This window comes from Bacteroides sp. An19, from assembly GCF_002160215.1.
Classification (GTDB): Bacteria; Bacteroidota; Bacteroidia; order Bacteroidales; family Bacteroidaceae; genus Phocaeicola; species Phocaeicola intestinalis.
In genome coordinates this window covers 89,936-109,363 of record NZ_NFKD01000003.1, presented here as the reverse complement: position 1 = coordinate 109,363, position 19,428 = coordinate 89,936, and the positions used below count along the sequence as shown (strand labels likewise).

The following is a 19,428-nucleotide window of genomic DNA, read 5'->3' as shown; positions in this document are numbered from 1 at the left end:
AAAAACAATGGATAAAAACAAAGCATTAGTCGTATTCAGTGGCGGACAAGACTCCACCACTTGCTTGTTTTGGGCAAAAAAACATTTCAAGGAAGTATATGCACTGACTTTCCTTTACGGGCAGAAACATGTAAAGGAAGTGGACTTGGCACGCGAAATCGCCCGTAAGGCAGAAGTACATTTCGATGTGATGGACGTATCGTTTATCGGGCATTTGGGTAAAAACTCGCTTACCGACCTTTCCATTCCGATGGACGAAGAAAAGCCCGAAGGCAACTACCCGAACACTTTCGTACCGGGGCGCAACCTGTTTTTCTTGAGCATTGCCGCCGTATATGCACGCGAACGGGGCATCAGCCACCTGGTGACAGGTGTATCGCAAACCGACTTCAGCGGTTATCCCGATTGCCGCGATTCATTTATCAAATCGCTCAACGTCACGCTTAACCTTGCCATGGACGAGCAGTTCGTCATCCATACCCCACTGATGTGGATAGACAAGGCAGAGACCTGGGCTTTGGCAGACGAACTGGGAGTGCTCGACCTGGTACGCCACGAGACCCTGACGTGTTATAATGGAATACCTGGAGACGGATGCGGACATTGTCCCGCCTGTAAACTCCGCCGGGAAGGATTGGAAAAGTACTTGGAAAATAAACAATGTGATAATAAATAATGTGCCAATGTAATAATGTGCTAATGTGCTAATGTGCTAATGAATTAGCGTATTATTTCATTGTTTATTGCCACATTGTTTATTAGCTCATTATTTATTAGCACATTATTTATTAGCACATTAGCAAATTAAAAAATCATGGAAAGAAAAGACGAATTGACTATCTTGGGAAAGACCACCGCTTACAAGCAAGATTATGCCCCCGAAGTGTTGGAGGCGTTTACTAACAAGCATCCCGAAAACGACTATTGGGTACGGTTTAATTGTCCGGAGTTTACCAGTCTATGCCCCATTACAGGGCAGCCCGACTTTGCGGAAATACGCATCAGCTATCTGCCCGACATGAAAATGGTGGAAAGCAAAAGCTTGAAACTATACCTCTTCAGCTTCCGAAATCACGGAGACTTCCATGAGGATTGTGTAAACATCATCATGAAAGACCTTATCCGCCTGATGGATCCGAAGTACATCGAGGTAACGGGCATCTTCACACCCCGTGGGGGCATCTCCATCTACCCGTATTGCAATTATGGGCGCCCCGGCACAAAGTACGAAGAACTGGCGGAATACCGGATGAGAAATCACGATATTTAGACACATTGTCCAAAGCCTCCTCAAACGAACATATGTGATACGACTGACTTACTAAAGTATAATCATTACCTGTCAGGCAAGTTCCAGCCCCAGTTCCTCTTTCAGTTTCAGGAGGTCGGGGTTTTTCTTGCTCATCATTTGGAAGCGTTCCAGATGACTATAGGCACGCACATTTTCATTGGGAGCACTCACACGTACTTTCATCTTAATTTTCCGATTATGAAGTTTGTTGCGCAAATGCGCCTCAATACCTGCCCCCAGATTGGTCATATACTTCTGCACCATTTCGTTATCCACAACTACTTCAAACGTCACACCGTCTTCCAGCAAATGTGGATGAATATTGCGCATGCGTGCTGCATTTGCCGCCTCTTCTTTCGGAAGATTCACAGCAAATTCGTTCCAATAAACATTCAGATCTCTTTCCGTAATGAGGTAATCTTCATAATCCTTGTCTTCGGAAGAAGAGGTCGACACATCAGTCGATCTCACCGTATCTTGCTTTTGTGCGACATGTGGACGACGGATAGAAATCCCCATACTCCCAGCCTTTACCACCGGAATCTTTTTTCCCGCCTCTTGCTTGGGAAGCGGATTTGCGTGCATAACCGGACCAACAGGTGCGGCAACCGGTTGGGAAGAAACCGTCTGGGGATAAATTGCCTCAGACTCAGATACTGTTGAAGGCTGAACTTGCGCTGCCGGACGAGACGATTGGACCGGCTGGGATTGATTGAATACGGGTTTTAAGGTCTGCTTAGGGCTACGCCCCTCACTTTCCTCATCCGGTCCGCCCAGTTGTGCCAGCTGAATCAAGGTCAGTTCTATCAACAACCGCTTGTTTTTGCTCACCCGATAGTTCAAGTCACAATCATTGCAAAGCTTCATCGCCTTGAAAAGGAAGGATGCCGTACATTTCTGAGCCTGTTTCAAATATCTTTCACGGATAGAAGCCCCGACTTCCAGCAAAGGCAAAGTAGCAGAGTCATGACTCACCAGCAGGTCGCGGAAATGCGAAGCCAGTCCGGTGATGAAATGGTTGCCGTCAAATCCTTTCTGCAATACATCGTTGAATGTAAGAAGGCAATCGGGCACTTTGTTCTCCAGAATGAAATCTGTCAGTTTAAAATAATATTCGTAATCCAGCACATTCAGGTTTTCGATGACACTCCGGTAAGTGATGTGTCCGTTGGTGAAGCTTGCCACCTGGTCGAAGATAGACAATGCGTCACGCATTCCTCCGTCCGCTTTTTGGGCAATAACCGTAAGTGCCTCGGGTTCCGCTTCTATATGCTCTTTCAAGGCCACGCCCTCCAGATGCTCCACCATATCGTTCACGCTGATACGGTTGAAATCGTATATCTGGCACCGGCTCAGGATAGTAGGAAGTATCTTGTGCTTCTCGGTCGTAGCAAGAATAAAGATTGCATGCCGGGGAGGCTCTTCCAGCGTTTTGAGGAAAGCGTTGAATGCTGCTTGCGAAAGCATGTGCACCTCGTCGATGATGTACACCTTGTACTTGCCCACCTGAGGCGGGATGCGTACCTGCTCGATAAGCGAGCGGATGTCTTCCACCGAGTTGTTTGATGCCGCATCCAGTTCATGGATGTTATAAGAACGCTGCTCGTTGAAAGCCACACACGATTCGCATGTATTACATGCCTCGCCCTCGGAAGTAGGATGAAGACAATTGATGGTTTTGGCAAAAATACGGGCACATGTAGTCTTCCCTACTCCTCGCGGTCCACAGAACAAATAGGCGTGCGCCAGTTTATGATTGGCTATCGCGTTTTTCAAAGTAGTGGTCAGTGCCTTTTGACCTACAACGGTGTCGAAGGTCGAAGGACGGTATTTTCGTGCCGATACGATATAATTCTCCATACTTCCGGTGCTGTTAATGATACGATAATTTTATTCGATAGCACAAAAGTACATAAAATCTCGGTTTTTCTTAAGGACTTGCCACGAAATCTTTTTATCTTTGTACCGTTATCTGAGCAAAAAAGTATCCGATATGAGTAAACTGAAAGCTGTGTGGAACTATATCCGCCGCCACAAATATCTGATTACCATCCTGGCATTCCTCTTGATTATCGGCGTGCTGGATGAAGAAAACAGCCTGATTCAGCGTGTAAAGCACAAACGTGAGATATACGAACTGAAACGTGAAATCAAGCATTACCGTAATCAGTATGAAAAAAGCAGTGAGGAACTGAAAGAATTAACCTCAAACCCTGAGATGTTGGAAAAGGTGGCACGCGAGAAATACCTGATGAAGAAACCCAATGAAGATATTTACATCTTCGAAGAAGACTTGGACAAAAACAATGACAAATAAATACTATCCGACAATATCCGTTATCGGAGCCATCCTGCTATTAGGAGGCGCTATTATCCAAATTACCCAAGCAGTATGGGCACCTTACGTATACCTCGTAGGAGCTATACTTTTCGCCTATGTACAAGTAACAGACAGATACGAAGGGGCAAATCTTATCATCCGCCGTCTGCGCCGCCAGCAGATGCTGGGAGCTGCTCTACTGGTACTAGCCGGAGTTATGATGATACTTTGGCACCGTAACGAATGGATATTGTGTCTTACCATTGCTGCCATACTAGAGCTCTACACGGCATTCCGCATTCCTCAGGAAGAGCAAAAAGAAAAACAATAACATACGTTCTACCTTTCCTATACAAAACAAGAATGGCACACAGACATTTTTTCACACTGTCTATGTGCCATTCAAATTATACTCAACGAACAATCGTCATTTCATCTATCAGCCTTTGGATGCCCGCATACTTGTCGATGATGAACAACACGTAGCGGATGTCCACACAAGCGGCGCGCTGAAGCTGCGGGTTATAAGCGATATCCCCCGTCAGCCCTTCATAGTTTCGGTCGAAACCGATACCTATCAGTTCGCCTTGAGCATTGAACACCGGTGAACCAGAATTGCCTCCAGTATTATCGGTAGCTGTCACAAAGCAAACCGGCATACGTCCGTCGGACATGGCATACGGACCGAAATCTTTCGTGCGATATAATTCCTTCAGCTTATCGGGCACAATAAATTCAGGATTGTCCGGATCTTCTTTTTCCATCACCCCTTTCAGCGTGGTGTAATACAGATACTCTTCTCCATCCGCAGGTTCATACGAGCCTATCTTGCCGTACGTCAGGCGCAACGTAGAGTTGGCATCCGGATAGATAGCTTTCCCTTCCTTTTGCTTCAACGCCAGCATACCTGCCACCCACGTCTTGTGCGCACGGTTATAGGCATTGGTTTCGGCTTTCATCTCCTCGCCTGTCTTCCGATAACCTTCCTTTACCGAACGGGCATATTGCACCATCAGGTCATTCTTCAACTTATCCGCACAGGGATGCGCCAGGAATGCTTCCAATGCTTCGGTAGTGCTGAAGATTGAACTATCAAAACAAGCATCTACAAAGGCATCGGTATTCCCTCCGAACCGCTCGTTTACCACCTCAAAGATACCGATATGCTGAGCCGCAGGAACCAACCGTGCATAAAGGGCAATCAATTGCTTCGATACTTTCCGGTCCACTTCGGGACTGTAATCCTTATTGAAGAACTTCGCTCCCTCTGTCCGCAAGGCAGATACCGCTTCGTCTATCTCTTTCTTCTTTCCATTCTCCAAAGCTTTCAACAAACCGTCTGTATCAGGCACTTTCGAAAATTCCGTCCCCAACATCAACGCCTCATAAATGGCTTGCTGGTGATAAACGGCATCATGACGTTTGGCTACAATCTGCTTAATGGCATCGTAGGCTTGCTGATAGGCATCGTTTCCCGTCTCACGCCCGTATGCCAGCAAACGCTCTTGCTCTGCTTTCTTGCGGTCGAGCACTTTGAGGCGCACCAGCCCTTCGTTCATGCCAATGGCGTTCTTCCAATAGTTGGCAGACGAAGCATACTTAGCCGCATACTGGATGCGGGTTTTGGCATCCTTTGCCATTTCTTCGCCCAATACCCGAAGCCGCACGCCCCGCACGGTATCGCGCATAAAGTTCGTGGTACTCATACGCTCTTCCACCTCATCGCTAATCATGTAACGCCAATTGCGTCCGGGAAATCCCATCACAAACGTGAAGTCACCTTCCTTGATGCCGCCGGCATTGATAGTCAGATGCTTCTTCACCTTAAGAGGCACATTCTCGGAAGAATACAAAGCCGGCTTCCCGTCTTTCGAGGCATAAATGCGGAAGATAGAAAAATCTCCGCAATGGCGTGGCCACATCCAATTATCGGTATCAGCACCAAACTTTCCGATAGACGAAGGAGGAGCACCTACCATACGGATGTCCTTATAAACGGTCTTGACGAACAGATAATACTTATTGGCACCATAAAACGGTTTCAGTTCGAGTACCGTAAAGTCATCGGTCTTTATCTTTTCTTTCTTGGCAAACCGAACCGCCACTTTCTCCAGATAGGAAGGCGAAAGATAATTCAGCCCTTCGGGGTCTTCGTCTTTCTTTAATTGTTCCAATACATAATCGGTCACATCAAGGATGCGGTCGATAAAAGTCACGGTCAGCCCTTCGCAAGGAAGCTCTTCGGCGTATGTCTTCGCCCAAAATCCATCGGTCAGGTAATCGTGTTCTACAGAACTGTGTTGCTGGATATAACTGTACCCGCAATGGTGATTGGTAAGCACCAGCCCTTCCGCCGATACTACTTCGCCCGTACAGCCTCCGCCAAAGTGAACCACCGCATCTTTCAGGCTGATGCCCTCAGGACAATACACCTTATCAATGCTGATGTCCAGTCCCAAATCTTGCATCACCGCCGCATTCTGTTTCTTCAGGTCGGTCAGCATCCACATGCCTTCATCGGCATGAGAAACCAAAAAGCAAGCGGAAAAAAATGTTATCAATAGGGATTTTCTCATAATGCTTATTCATTGAAAAACGCAGATTAACGCAAATTTACGCAGATTATTTTAATTCTTTATCAATCCGCGGAAATCTGCGTTAATCTGCGTTTCATCTAAAATATATCACTTATTCTACAATCGTCATTTCATCAATCAGGTTCTTGCATCCGCCCAATTTTTCCACGATAAACAATACATAGCGGATATCTACGGCAATGCAACGCTGAAGGTTGTTATCGAAATTGATATCACCCGAAAGCGACTCCCAGTTGCCGTCGAATGCAGCGCCAATCAACTCACCGTTACCGTTCATCACCGGTGAACCGGAGTTACCGCCCGTAATGTCGTTTGTAGTCAGGAAACAAGTCGGCATCTCCCCGTTGGGCAAAGCATAGCGTCCGTAATTCTTCGTAGCGTAAAGTTCTTTCAGCTTCGCCGGTACAACAAATTCCGGATTATTGGGGTCTTCTTTCTCCATTACACCCTTCAACGTAGTATAATATTTATAATGTACGCCATCCTTCGGGTCATACGATTTCACATTACCGTAAGTCAGACGAATGGTGAAGTTGGCATCCGGAGCTTTCGGCGTAGGAGCATACATCTCGCACAAGCCGCGCACATAAGTCTTGTGCAACAAGTCGATATCACCACAAGCCTTGTCGTATGCTTCATACAATTTTTTCATCATCTCGTTCTTGGCGGTCGAATACTGGACAGCCAAGTCCGTATTGATGGCTTCCAGTGTCGGATTAGCCACGAACGCATCAAAGTTCTTCTGATTCGAGAAAATGCTGGTATCATACAACGCGTCAATATAAGCATTGTAATCACCGTTATATTTCGTCTTAATCGTTTCATAGAAAGCGGGAAGCGCATCTGCCGGAACGCTCTTTGCATAAAGCGGAATCAGAACCTTAGCCACCTTGCGGTCTACCTCGTGGTCATAATCCTTATTGTGCACGTTGGCATATCCTTCTTTCAGTTGTTCGAGCGCTTTCTCAATGTCTTTCTTCTTATTCTTTTCGAGTGCAGTTTTCAGGTTATCGAAAATCAGGTAAGTAGCGCCAAACTCGATACCAGAACGGAAAGTTTCGGTGAAATAAGTCAGCTGTTTGGCAAGCGGAGTCACCCGAGTCACATACTCATCGATTTTTCCTACTACCGAAGCATAATCGGCATTGTTCTTTTCCTTGGCAAACTTAGCGAAGTTGGCTTCCTGCTCTGCCTTGGTTTCCAACACACGGTTGTCGACGATAGCCTTATTCATTCCAATCGAATTTTTCCAATAGTTGCTGGAAGAAGCAAACTTGCTGGCATACTGGATACGTACCTTATCACTTGCTGCCATTTCCTTGCGCAACACTTCCTGACGTGCCTCGCGCACCTGAATGCGCGGTGTATTGGTTCCGTCCATACGGAGCTTCACCTCGCTTTGGGTCAGATAGCGGCTGGTGCTTCCGGGAAATCCCATAATCATGGCATAGTCGCCTTCCTGCAATCCTCTCAACGAGATGGCAAGATGCTTCTTTACCTTTAAAGGCACATTTTCGGCACTATAAGGCGCAGGATCCCCGTTCTTGTCGGCATAGATACGGAACATCGAGAAGTCGCCCGTATGGCGGGGCCACATCCAGTTATCCGTTTCACCCCCGAACTTACCGATAGACGAAGGAGGAGCTGCCACCATACGCACATCGCTATAAGTCTTGATGAAGAACAAGTAAAATTTATTACCTTGATAAAAAGGAAGTGCCTGTGCCGTGATGCCGGGTTTGCCTTTCAGGTCACTCTTCTTCAGTTCTTCATCGGCCAGTTTTTTTAAATATTCCGAACCAAACGAATTCAATTCTGTCACCTTCCCGTCTTTGATGTCCTGGTTCACCTTATCAGTCACATCAACAATACGCTCTACAAACTTGAAAGTCAATCCCGGAGTAGGAAGTTCTTCAGCACTGCTTTTCGCCCAAAACCCATCAGTCAGGTAATCATGCTCCACCGAGCTATGCTGCTGGATAGCATCGTATCCACAATGATGATTTGTAAGAATCAAGCCTTCGGGCGAAATGATTTCACCCGTACATCCGCGCCCGAAAATACCTACGGCATCTTTCAATGCCACATGATTCGGACTATAAATATCATCCACGCCTATCTTCAAACCTTGTGCCTTCATACGGTCGGCAAGGTTCTGCTCCTGCATCAGCTGGAGGAGCCACATTCCTTCATCGGCTTTCGCCGGCGCAAATACCGCACAAATCAGTGCGAATGCCAAAAGTTTCAGTTTTCTCATGTCGTTGTTATCAATTTAACTGTTTATTATTTCTTTCTTTTTTCTAATCAGCGAACAAAGATAGCGAAAAAAGCGTTTCCTGCATCTACATTCAGTAATAATCCTCTATTAAGTTTAATTTTTGATAATTTATTTCCATGAAAATAGTAAACGTTATACATTTGCCACACAAATCTTATAAGGCTTATATCTATGCATAAATGGTATTTGTTTCTACTATGTTGTACAATACTCTGCACCTCGTGCGGTAAAAAATACAAAATAGAAGGTGTATCTTCTGTTTCGAGTCTTGACGGTAAAATGCTTTTTATCAAAGTCCCTTCAGGTGACAAGCTGGTCAGCATCGATTCGGCAGAAGTGATACATGGCCTTTTCAAAATGGAAGGCAAGGTCGACTCTACGGTCGTAGCTTCCCTCTTTATGGATGACAAGTGCATCATGCCGGTAGTCATTGAAAAAGGAAACATCGACATCAATATCAACAATGCCGGCTTTACACTGAAAGGAACTCCCTTAAACGACAGCTTCAACGAATTTATCCTGAAACGTAATTCGCTAAGCGACCGTGCCGATGAAGTGGAGCATCTGGAAGCACGCATGATATTGGATGGAAAAGACCCTGCAGAAGTACACCGTGAAATAGAGAAGCAACGCAACCAGGTGGCCACACAAATAGACAGCCTTGCCAAGACATTCATACAGACTAACTACGACAACGTATTGGGACCGGAAATATTCATCATTCTGTGTTACGGCATGCCTTATCCCGTATTGACTCCAGTAATGCAAGACATCATCAACGAAGCCCCAGCCTCGTTCAAAGAAAACCCTATGATAAAAGAATTCATTTCAATTGCCAAAAGCAATATGGACAATTGATTTTTACGTAAACAGCCAATACAATACATACCCCGGAAAAATGAATATATACTGCATCGGCAGTTGAATATAACTGCATCGGCAGTTGAATATAACTGCATCGGCGATTGAATATAACTGCATCAGCCTACGGATATATACTGCATCAGCAAACACAGTACTAGTGTGTTTTTCAACTCGCCGGATTGGCTAATTTCAGATGCGTACCTTTGCATCAGCCAGATACTAAATGACTAGGTTCTGAATAGTTTTACAAATGGCATCCAATACCTAAAACCTAGAACCTAGTCAATCAAAAAATAGCCTAAAAACTTAGAAGCTGTTTTTGAATTTCTCCAAAAAGTTTTTCTTGGCTTGATGTATCCGTTTTCGTGTGTGCTTTGGGCGATTTTTTGGTCCTTTTCGCTCCTGTTCTTCGTCAGATAGCCCGCTATCTTCCTCATCACAGAAGCAAAAATGCCTCAAAAACTCATCCCAAATCATCGCACGATAAATTCAAAACAGCTTCTTAGAAGCTTTATTTTTCCTATGCTACTTTCTCCAACCGCTTCATCACCGAGAAGATGAACAAGGCAGCCAAGAGACAGAGTACCATCAACGTACCCCATACCACATAAAGCGGCATATCTCCCCATAACCAAGAAGCCACCGAAGTGAGGTAATTACCGATAGCCGTAGCCACGAACCAACCTCCCATCATCATACCCTTATACTTAGGAGGAGCCACTTTCGACACGAACGAAATACCCATCGGAGAAAGAAGCAACTCGGCAAACGTCAATACCAGGTAAGTCGATACCAGCCAGTTGGGCGATACAAACGAAGCGGTTCCCGCCTCAATAGCCTGAGCCTGCTCGGTAGGACAAAGCAAACCGACCGAAGCAGCCAACATCAGCACATAACCGCAAGCAGCCACCAACATACCCAAACCGATTTTACGCGGAGCCGAAGGCTCTTTGCCACGTGCTGCCAACGAACCGAATATCGCCATAGATACAGGCGTAAGTGCTACGACAAAGAACGGATTGAACTGCTGGAAGATAGGCGCATCCACCGGAGTGCTTGCAGGAAGTGCGACGTACTGATAACCCAAGAAGCACATTGCCAGAAAGATGACCACACACGAAACAAGCTTGCCTTTGCCTGTTTTCGACTGGAAAAACGAGAACAGGGCATAAACGATGAATATCACCGCCACCAGGTTCCATACGCTGAACATCATGCTTTCCAATCCTTCCGAGCTGCGTGCGGTAAACTGCTTGGCAAAATAAGTCAATGTCAAACCGTTCTGATGGAATGCCATCCAGAAGAAAATCACCACGGCAAATACCAGACACAGTGCCACGATGCGCTCTTTCGTCTCACGCGGCGAAAGCTCCTCGTGCTTTTCTGCCGCAGCAGCCCCCTTGCCTGCTTCTTTCACACTTCCCCCTTCCACGTGGCGGAACGTGCTACGGAACCCGTAATAGATAGCCATGGAAACAATCAGCGAAACACAAGCCACGCCGAACGCAAAGTGATAGGAATCGTTCGCACTTACACCCAGGCTGTTCTGCGCATACTTCATAATCTCGACCGCTGCTGTCGGAGCAAAAAGCGCACCGATATTAATCGCCATATAGAAAATGCTGAACGCCGAGTCGCGCCGCTTGGCATACTGGGGATCATCGTAGAGGTTGCCTACCATCACCTGCAGGTTGCCTTTGAAAAGTCCCGTACCGCAACTGATTACGACCAGTGCGGCAAACATCGCCACCAGCCCCAATGTGCTGCTTCCCATCGGCAGGGCAAGTAATACGTAACCGGCAAACATCGCAATGACGCCCACCGTCACCATACGCCCATAACCGAACTTATCGGCAAGAATACCTCCTATAAACGGCAAAAAATAAACTAAAGCCAAAAACATGGCATAAATGTTGCCGGCTGTACTCGGCGACATGCCGAAATTGTCCATCAAGAACAAAACGAAGATAGCCAGCATGGTGTAATAGCCGAAACGTTCGCCCGTATTGGCGAGCGCCAGCGCATAAAGACCTTTAGGTTGTCCTTCAAACATACATAAAACTATTTTAGATTAATAAAAAAACATTATTCCACCGACAAAGGTATGAAAATTACTTATTTTTGCAAAGGAATAAGCACCATACGTTATGAAAAAGATTGTTTTAGCTATCGATTCGTTCAAAGGATGTCTCACATCAGAAGAAGTGGAGCAATGTGTAGCAGAAGAAATACATCGCCTCCACCCTCAATGCCAAACCGTAGCCATCCCTATTGCTGACGGAGGAGAAGGTATGCTCGACACACTGATAAATGCCATGCAAGGACAAATCATTTATACCCGCGCCCACGACCCACTCATGCGAATGCGTACAACACGCTACGGCATACTGGGCAATCAACAAACCGCTGTTATCGAAATGGCGGAAATAAACGGCCTGACCACACTCTCTCCCGCCGAACGGAATCCGATGGAGACCAGCACATACGGTACGGGAGAACTGATAAAGGAGGCTTTGGAAAAGGGATTCCGACGGTTCATTATCGGTATCGGAGGAAGTGCCACCAACGATGCAGGCATGGGCATGATGCAGGCACTCGGTGCACGGCTCTACGATAAAGAAGGAAACGAATTGGGACAAGGAGGGAAAATCATGCAACACATCGCACGTATTGACCTCGATCTCCTGCACCCGGCTCTGAAGGAAACAAGTTTTACCGTAGCTTGCGATGTACAGAATCCTTTCTACGGGCCACAAGGAGCCGCCTATGTCTTTGCCCGGCAAAAAGGAGCTACCGACGAACAAATACATCTGCTGGACAAAGGGATGCAACATCTCGCCCGTCTCATCGAACAGGATTTTCACATCTATATAAATAAGGTAAAGGGAGCGGGAGCTGCCGGAGGGCTTGGCGGAGCCTTCCACGTATTGATGAAAAGCCGGCTTCAATCGGGTATCGAATTACTGTTGGACACCGTAGGATTCGATGAACAAATCAAAGATGCCGACCTCGTCATCACCGGAGAAGGCAAGGCAGACCGCCAGACTTGCGAGGGAAAGGTTCCTGCAGGAGTACTGAAAAGAGCGACAAAAGCCGGCATCCCTACCCTTCTGCTGGCAGGAAAGACAGAAGACCGCGACTTATTGGAAAAGATGGGGTTCTGCCAACTCATCCAAATCTCACCCGACACGTTGTCTCCTGAGCAAGCCATACAACCGGATATTGCACGGGAAAACATCCGCAAGGCTACGCAATGTGCATTCAAAACAATGCAGCCACTTCCGCCCGCGCCTCACGTATCAGGTCATCAGGAGCAAGCTTGATTTGCAGCCCCCGTACACCTGCACTTACATAAATAAAAGGAAAATCCAGGCAGGTCTTATGAATATACGTCGGGAAATGCTTTTTCATCCCGATAGGCGAACATCCACCGCGTATGTAACCCGTAAGCGGAAGCAATTCCTTTACAGGTATCAAATCACACTTCTTATTACCCGAAACCTTTGCCGCTAATTTTAAGTCGACTTCATGCTCGCCGGGAATCACACAGACAAAATACCCGCTCTTATCGCCGTGCAACACCAAGGTCTTGAATACACATTCGATGTCTTCTCCCAACGATGCCGCCACATGCACGGCACTCAAGTCGTTCTCGTCCACTTCGTAAGGAATCAGTTCGTAAGGCACTTTTGCCTTATCCAGCAAGCGTGCCACATTGGTCTTGTTGATTTTCATAAGCAATTTCGTTTGAATCTCACCACAGAAGACACAAAGTACCATAAAGGAACACAGAAGAATAGGTCAATAAACAATATGCTAATGTGAAAATAAATTAGCACATTGCCCTATTATTCATTGGCACATTAAAATAGAATCTGTGTGCCTCTGTGGTGAAAATATGCACAATTTCATACCGCACATGGTATCATTCTTAATTCTTCATTCTTAATTCTTCATTTACCTTCAGTTCTTCCTTCAAAAACTTAGGCGTATAACCTTTCGGACTCAGTGCCACTTCTTCGGGCGTGCCGGTAGAAAGCACCTCGCCTCCTCCCCTTCCGCCTTCGGGTCCCATATCAATGATATAATCCGCCATTTTAATGACGTCCAGGTTATGCTCAATGACAATCACCGTATTGCCCTTGTCCACCAGACGGTTCAGCACGTTCATCAGTACCCGGATGTCTTCGAAGTGCAAGCCTGTGGTCGGCTCGTCCAGAATATACACGGTCTTGCCTGTATCGCGTTTCGAAAGTTCGGTGGCGAGCTTCACACGCTGGCTCTCGCCTCCCGACAAGGTGGTGGAGGGCTGTCCCAGCTTGATATAGCCCAACCCTACTTCCTGCAACACCTTAATCTTATTCAGAATCTGTGGCACGTTTTCGAAAAACTCTACCGCACGGTTGATGGTCATATCCAGCACATCGGCAATCGACTTTCCTTTGAAACGCACCTCCAGAGTCTCGCGGTTGTACCGCTTGCCGTGGCACACCTCACAAGGCACCAGCACATCGGGCAAGAAATTCATCTCAATGGTCTTGTAACCGTTTCCTCCGCATGCCTCGCACCTGCCTCCTGACACATTGAACGAAAAGCGTCCGGGCTTGTATCCGCGCATCTTCGCTTCGGGAAGACTTACAAAGAGATTCCGGATATCGCTGAACACGCCCGTATAGGTAGCCGGATTGGAACGCGGCGTACGCCCCAACGGCGACTGGTCGACATTAACCACCTTATCAATGTATTCCAGCCCTTCGACGGCATCGTAAGGCAACGGGTCTTGCAACGAGCGGTAGAAATGTTGCGAGAGAATGGGCTGCAAGGTATCATTAATCAACGTAGACTTGCCGCTTCCGGAAACCCCGGTCACGCAAATCAGCTTGCCCAACGGAAATTCCACATCGACATGCTTCAGGTTGTTTCCCCTCGCTCCCCGAATCCAAAGCGATTTCCCGTTTCCTTCCCGACGCTTGGCAGGCACTTCGATTCTCATTTGCCCGTTAAGGTATTGCGAGGTCAACGTACTGGTCTTCAGCATCTCAGCTGGGGTTCCGGCGAAGACCACTTCCCCACCCAGCCGTCCGGCTTTTGGTCCCATATCGACAACATAATCAGCCGCAAGCATCATGTCCTTGTCGTGCTCCACCACAATGACGGTATTTCCCAAGTCGCGCAATTCCTTCAACGAATTTATCAGGCGGATATTGTCGCGCTGGTGAAGCCCGATGCTCGGCTCGTCAAGAATATACAACACGTTTACCAGTTGCGACCCTATCTGCGTGGCAAGGCGGATGCGCTGGCTCTCGCCTCCCGAAAGGCTGACCGAAGAACGGTTGAGCGACAGGTAATCCAACCCCACATCCAGCAGGAACTTCAGGCGGGTACGGATTTCTTTCAAGATTTCCGCTGCAATCAGGCGCTGCTTCTCTTCCAGAAAAGGCTCCACATGCTGCAGCCATGCATACAGCTCGCTGATGTCCATCGTTGCCAATTGATAGATATTCTTATCGTGAATGCGGAAATGCAACGCCTCCTTATTCAGCCGCGCCCCCTTGCATTCGGGACATACATCGGTCTTGGCAAACTGGTCCGCCCATTTCTGTGCGGTAGCCGAAGCATCACGGTCCTGCATCAGCTGGATATATTTGACAATTCCCTCGTACGTCACAAAATAATCGGACGAAGCATGTATCAGGGAATCTTTTATCTTCAGACGTTCGTCGCATCCGTACAATATCTCGTTAATGGCATCCTCGGGCAACTGGTTGACCGGCGTCTTCAGATTTGCATCATACCGTTCGAGCAAGGCATCGATTTGCCAGAATATCATGCCGTTCTTATACTTTCCCAGGGGAGCAATCGCCCCTTCGTAGACCGAGAGGGAACGGTTTGGAATCACTTTGTCCACATCTATCAGATTGACGTAACCCAATCCCTTGCAACGCGGGCACGCACCCTGAGGCGAATTGAAAGAGAAATTATGAGGAGCCGGCTCCTTGTACGAAAGTCCCGTGACGGGACACATCAGCCGCTTGCTGTAATGGCGTACGTTTTCGGTCTGCGCATCGAGTATCATCAGCAGCCCGTCACCCTGCTGCATCGCCGTAGCCACGCTCTGTTTCAAGCGTTTTTCCTCTTTATCCGTCACCACGGTCTTATCGATAACCACCTCGATATCATGGTTCTTATAACGGTCCAGCTTCATGCCATGCACGATTTCCTTCACCTCTCCGTCGACCCGCACATACAGGTAGCCTTTCTTCCGCACCTGTTCGAAAAGTTCTTTATAATGCCCCTTCCGAGTACGCACCAACGGTGCCAGGATATAAATCCGTTTTCCTTTATAGTCGCGCCGGATAAGGTCGAGAATCTGTTCTTCGGTATACTTCACCATCTTTTCGCCCGACAAATACGAATAGGCTACTCCGGCACGCGCAAAGAGCAAACGCAAGTAGTCGTAAATCTCGGTAGTGGTACCTACGGTAGAACGAGGATTCTTATTCGTGGTTTTCTGCTCAATGGAGATCACCGGACTCAACCCCGTAATCTTATCCACATCGGGCCGCTCCATTCCTCCCAGGAAATTGCGGGCATATGCCGAAAAGGTTTCGATGTAACGACGTTGTCCCTCGGCAAAGATAGTGTCAAAAGCCAACGATGACTTCCCGCTCCCACTCAGACCTGTAATGACCGTCAGGCTGTCGCGGGGTATATCTACATCTATATTCTTCAAGTTGTGCACACGGGCACCCTCTACACTGAGCGTTTGGTTTTCTTCTTTCATACTTAACAGGTGATATATCCTCGCAAAGATATAAAAACCTTACCGAACTGCCATACTCCGCAAAGAAAAAGTAACAAATGCCGCAAGGCTTTTCATACCTTCCTACATGAGATGGTTGCGGAATTCAGATTACTTTTTGATAATCGTTTTTTATTTTATACTATGAGCGGTATGAATTTGTACAAATGTCCGCATCTTGCCAATTATACTTTGCGCGGTATGAAATTGTGCATTTTCTCACCACAGAACACAGAGTCTTTTAAGAAGCTGTTTTGAATTTCTCCAAAAAGTTTTTCTTGGCTTGATGTATCCGTTTTCGTGTGTGCTTTGGGTGATAAATTCAAAACAGCTTCTTAAACATCACCTAAAGCCCTTGCCTTTTCGCCTCTTCCCAAATAGCGTCCATCTCTTCCAATGACATATCCGTCAGTTTCCGTCCGGCTTTCAGCGTATGTTCTTCCAAATAGTTGAACCGGCGGATAAACTTCTGATTTGTCCGCTCCAAAGCATTATCGGGATTGATTTTATACAGACGTGCGGCATTGATAAGGCTGAACATCACGTCGCCGAACTCGGCTTCCGCCTTCTCCTTATCCATTGTGGCTACTTCCGATTCGAACTCGCTGATTTCTTCCTTCACCTTGTCCCATACCTGCGTACGGTCTTCCCAATCAAATCCCACGTTACGCGCCTTGTCCTGAATGCGGTATGCTTTTATCAGTGAGGGCAATGCCTCGGGCACTCCGCTCAACACAGACTTGTTCCCGTCTTTTTCCTTCAACTTGATTTGCTCCCAGTTCTCGGAAACCTGCTCTGCCGTGTCCGCCTTCACTTCGCCGAATACGTGTGGATGGCGGAATATCAGCTTGTCGCACAGGCGGTCGCACACGTCCTTGATGTCGAAATCGCCCGTCTCGCTTCCTATCTTGGCATAGAACACCACGTGAAGCAACACGTCGCCCAATTCCTTGCAAATGTTTTTCTTGTCGTCCTTCATCAGAGCGTCGCACAACTCATACACTTCTTCTATCGTGTTGGGACGTAAACTCTCGTTGGTCTGTTTCCGGTCCCACGGGCACTTTACCCGCAACTCGTCAAGCACATCGAGCAACCGCCCGAAGGCTTCTATCTTTTCTTCTCTTGTATGCATATTCCTATCATTTTAGCGTCTGCAAAAGTAAGGAAAAGCTTCGGAAAAACCTATTGCGGATTTGAAAAAGTCAGAGGGAATTAGGGGGAGTTAAGGAGTTAGAAGGAGTTAAGGAGTTAGAAGGAGTTAAGGAGTTAGAAGGAGTTAAGGAGTTAGAAGGAGTTAAGGAGTTAGAAGGAGTTAGAAGGAGTTAGAAGGAGTTAGAAGGAGTTAGAAGGAGTTAGAAGGAGTTAAGGAGTTAAGCCAATACTTTTACTGATGTTTCCACCAACAAAGCTATTGACTTAACTCCTTAACTCCTTCTTAACTTCTTAACTCCTTAACTCCCGATTGACATGAATCAGAAAGACAATCCGTCGTTCCAACCCGGGTTCTGAGTCAGATTCGGATTCAGCGACCGTTCGTTGATAGGTATCGGATACAGGTAATCACGCTCTTCATTGAAAGCCGTGCGTACAATATCGTGATGATAATCGACATACCCATGATCGCCTTCCGACAGAATAATGTCCGACCCGATCTGATATACCTGCGCATCGGGCACTTCGGGTTCGGTATCGCCTTCATCATACAAAACCACGTCAATCTGACCGTCGCCGCTCAAGTCGTATTCGCCTGCACCGGGGAAATACATGCCCATAATAGACTGGTTGATGCAGGCACCCGCTTTCCAGCGCACCAAGTCATCGAAACGGAAACCTTCCTGAGTCAACTCAATGGCACGCTCGCGACGGATTTCCAAGATAACCCCTTGATTGCTTCCGGTCACATTGGTATAGCCGTAATCGGCAGACGACAGGTAACTATCGGGATTTGCATTAGCCTGAGCCATATCCAAATGCGGCATACCTACGCGGTCACGGATTTCATTCACCGACTTATCCAAGTCTTCTTGCGTCAATGTTCCCAGTTCTGCCTTAGCCTCAGCAAAATTCAGCATGACTTCAGCCAGACGGAATACAGGAAGGTCGCAGGTAGAACGGTCGTTACGGTCTACCTGACCGCCCGAAGCTGTCGGGTCTTGCACATATTTTATCGGCTGGTATCCTGTTACACTAACCGACAAATCGGGAGCCAGGATGTCTGTCTGCCCGATACGGTGATACCCCGGAGTACGGATGCTTTGTGCCAGACGCGGGTCGCGGTCTTTCACTTCTTCGGTAAACGGCATGGTTTCCCATCCTTCACGGTCGGTAAAACGTGTTCCGTCTTTCATCAGATACGTATTGACAAGCTTACGGGTCAGGCCCGGACGTCCTTGGGTGGGCACCAACGTATGTGCCGTCGCATTGTGGTAAACGCTCATGCCGTAATCGAACTTGATGGCAAGGATGTATTCATCGGGATTGGCATCTTCTTCGGCAAAAAGCATCAGATAGTCTTCTTCCGGATTATCGGTCGAATACAAATGATATTCGCCGCTATTAATCAATTCTTCCGCCGCATCCGCCGCCTGTTGCAGATAATACGCATAATCATGACCTTCCAAAGTCAGGTTATGATATTTCCGGTATGTACCTTCGTACAGACAGAAGCGGGACTTCAACGCCAGTGCCGCCCAGCGGTTTACACGGAAAGGACTACTGGTCTCTTCTTCCTTGGTGGGCAGGTTCTCGATAGCATAGTCGATGTCGGCAAGCATATTGGTCATCACCAGTTCACGCGAATCACGTGCCTTATACAGGTCAGGGTCATCCGAAAACAATTCCTTGTCATACCAAGGCACATCACCGAAACGCTTTACCTTATCATAATAAAAGTATGCACGGAAGAAACGCGCCAATGCCGTATATTTCACAGCCGCCTCCGCATCTTCACATTTATCTACATTGCCCAGCAGCGTATTGACACTACGCAACGCCGTCCAGCTCCATCCTCCTCCGCTGGCAGGAACGATGCGGTTTTCTCCGCCCAGCATCTCGTCGGAAAGTTCTTGCTGTACATACACATCGCTCTGCTCGTCATACGGTGATTTATTCAGGATACTGTTATAAAAACCGTTGCTGAAAAGCTGCAGGTCGGTCTCTGTCCTGAAATAATTTTCTTCCGTTATATCACTCAAAGGGCTTTTATCTATCCAGTCGTCACACGAGGAAAGTCCGGCAAACAATGCAAGGGCTATAAATATATTTCTATTTTTCATA

15 protein-coding genes are annotated in these 19,428 nt (G+C 47.2%); 6 read left to right on the top strand and 9 right to left on the bottom strand.

What is annotated here, in order from left to right:
- Window positions 1-7 precede the first annotated feature (7 nt).
- Together queC and queF are read left to right on the top strand one after the other, a co-directional pair.
- A complete protein-coding gene (gene queC / locus B5F25_RS02240; protein ID WP_087247321.1) occupies window positions 8-676 on the top strand; it encodes a 7-cyano-7-deazaguanine synthase QueC in 669 nt (222 codons plus the stop codon).
- A gap of 138 nt (window positions 677-814) precedes the next feature.
- Window positions 815-1,270 carry a preQ(1) synthase gene (gene queF, locus B5F25_RS02235; protein ID WP_013617425.1) on the top strand — a complete coding sequence of 152 codons (456 nt, stop codon included), beginning with the start codon at window positions 815-817 and terminating at the stop codon, window positions 1,268-1,270.
- Window positions 1,271-1,342: 72 nt separating this feature from the next.
- Here queF and B5F25_RS02230 read toward each other — a convergent pair whose 3' ends face one another.
- Window positions 1,343-3,151: a DNA polymerase III subunit gamma/tau gene (locus B5F25_RS02230; protein ID WP_087247319.1), complete on the bottom strand. Its 1,809-nt coding sequence runs from the start codon at window positions 3,149-3,151 to the stop codon at window positions 1,343-1,345.
- 133 nt (window positions 3,152-3,284) lie between these two features.
- On the opposite strand from B5F25_RS02230, the gene B5F25_RS02225 reads away from it, so the two are divergent.
- Both B5F25_RS02225 and B5F25_RS02220 read left to right on the top strand, forming a co-directional pair.
- Window positions 3,285-3,608 carry a septum formation initiator family protein gene (locus B5F25_RS02225; RefSeq protein WP_022041158.1) on the top strand — a complete coding sequence of 108 codons (324 nt, stop codon included), beginning with the start codon at window positions 3,285-3,287 and terminating at the stop codon, window positions 3,606-3,608.
- Window positions 3,598-3,942 (top strand): hypothetical protein, encoded by a 345-nt coding sequence (locus B5F25_RS02220; protein WP_022041157.1) that lies wholly within the window; start codon window positions 3,598-3,600, stop codon window positions 3,940-3,942. Before B5F25_RS02225 ends, B5F25_RS02220 begins: the two co-directional genes overlap by 11 nt.
- Before the next feature lie 82 nt (window positions 3,943-4,024).
- Here the strand turns inward: B5F25_RS02220 and B5F25_RS02215 are convergent, their stop codons facing one another.
- Both B5F25_RS02215 and B5F25_RS02210 read right to left on the bottom strand, forming a co-directional pair.
- Window positions 4,025-6,187: a S46 family peptidase gene (locus B5F25_RS02215; RefSeq protein WP_087247317.1), complete on the bottom strand. Its 2,163-nt coding sequence runs from the start codon at window positions 6,185-6,187 to the stop codon at window positions 4,025-4,027.
- 112 nt (window positions 6,188-6,299) lie between these two features.
- Window positions 6,300-8,465 (bottom strand): S46 family peptidase, encoded by a 2,166-nt coding sequence (locus tag B5F25_RS02210; RefSeq protein WP_087247315.1) that lies wholly within the window; start codon window positions 8,463-8,465, stop codon window positions 6,300-6,302.
- A gap of 192 nt (window positions 8,466-8,657) precedes the next feature.
- Between B5F25_RS02210 and B5F25_RS02205 the strand changes: the two genes are divergently transcribed.
- Window positions 8,658-9,344: a DUF4369 domain-containing protein gene (locus B5F25_RS02205; RefSeq protein WP_087211400.1), complete on the top strand. Its 687-nt coding sequence runs from the start codon at window positions 8,658-8,660 to the stop codon at window positions 9,342-9,344.
- A 312-nt stretch (window positions 9,345-9,656) separates the two neighbouring features.
- Here B5F25_RS02205 and B5F25_RS21485 read toward each other — a convergent pair whose 3' ends face one another.
- Both B5F25_RS21485 and B5F25_RS02200 read right to left on the bottom strand, forming a co-directional pair.
- On the bottom strand, window positions 9,657-9,827 hold the full coding sequence (locus B5F25_RS21485) for a hypothetical protein (RefSeq protein ID WP_158098100.1): 171 nt from the start codon (window positions 9,825-9,827) through the stop codon (window positions 9,657-9,659).
- Window positions 9,828-9,870: 43 nt separating this feature from the next.
- Window positions 9,871-11,403: a peptide MFS transporter gene (locus B5F25_RS02200; RefSeq protein WP_022040353.1), complete on the bottom strand. Its 1,533-nt coding sequence runs from the start codon at window positions 11,401-11,403 to the stop codon at window positions 9,871-9,873.
- A gap of 94 nt (window positions 11,404-11,497) precedes the next feature.
- Between B5F25_RS02200 and B5F25_RS02195 the strand changes: the two genes are divergently transcribed.
- Window positions 11,498-12,673: a glycerate kinase gene (locus B5F25_RS02195; protein WP_087247312.1), complete on the top strand. Its 1,176-nt coding sequence runs from the start codon at window positions 11,498-11,500 to the stop codon at window positions 12,671-12,673.
- Here B5F25_RS02195 and ybaK read toward each other — a convergent pair.
- From ybaK to B5F25_RS02175, 4 genes are all read right to left on the bottom strand, one after another.
- Complete coding sequence (ybaK, locus tag B5F25_RS02190; RefSeq protein ID WP_013617433.1) at window positions 12,612-13,085, bottom strand: Cys-tRNA(Pro) deacylase; 474 nt, start codon at window positions 13,083-13,085, stop codon at window positions 12,612-12,614. The two genes, B5F25_RS02195 and ybaK, sit on opposite strands and share 62 nt — an antisense overlap.
- 196 nt (window positions 13,086-13,281) lie before the next feature.
- Window positions 13,282-16,134 carry an excinuclease ABC subunit UvrA gene (gene uvrA / locus B5F25_RS02185; protein WP_087211390.1) on the bottom strand — a complete coding sequence of 951 codons (2,853 nt, stop codon included), beginning with the start codon at window positions 16,132-16,134 and terminating at the stop codon, window positions 13,282-13,284.
- Window positions 16,135-16,498: 364 nt separating this feature from the next.
- Complete coding sequence (gene mazG, locus B5F25_RS02180; protein WP_087210364.1) at window positions 16,499-17,284, bottom strand: nucleoside triphosphate pyrophosphohydrolase; 786 nt, start codon at window positions 17,282-17,284, stop codon at window positions 16,499-16,501.
- A gap of 340 nt (window positions 17,285-17,624) precedes the next feature.
- Entirely contained in the window at window positions 17,625-19,427 is a 1,803-nt protein-coding gene (locus B5F25_RS02175; RefSeq protein ID WP_087247310.1) for a RagB/SusD family nutrient uptake outer membrane protein, read from the bottom strand.
- Window position 19,428 lies beyond the last annotated feature (1 nt).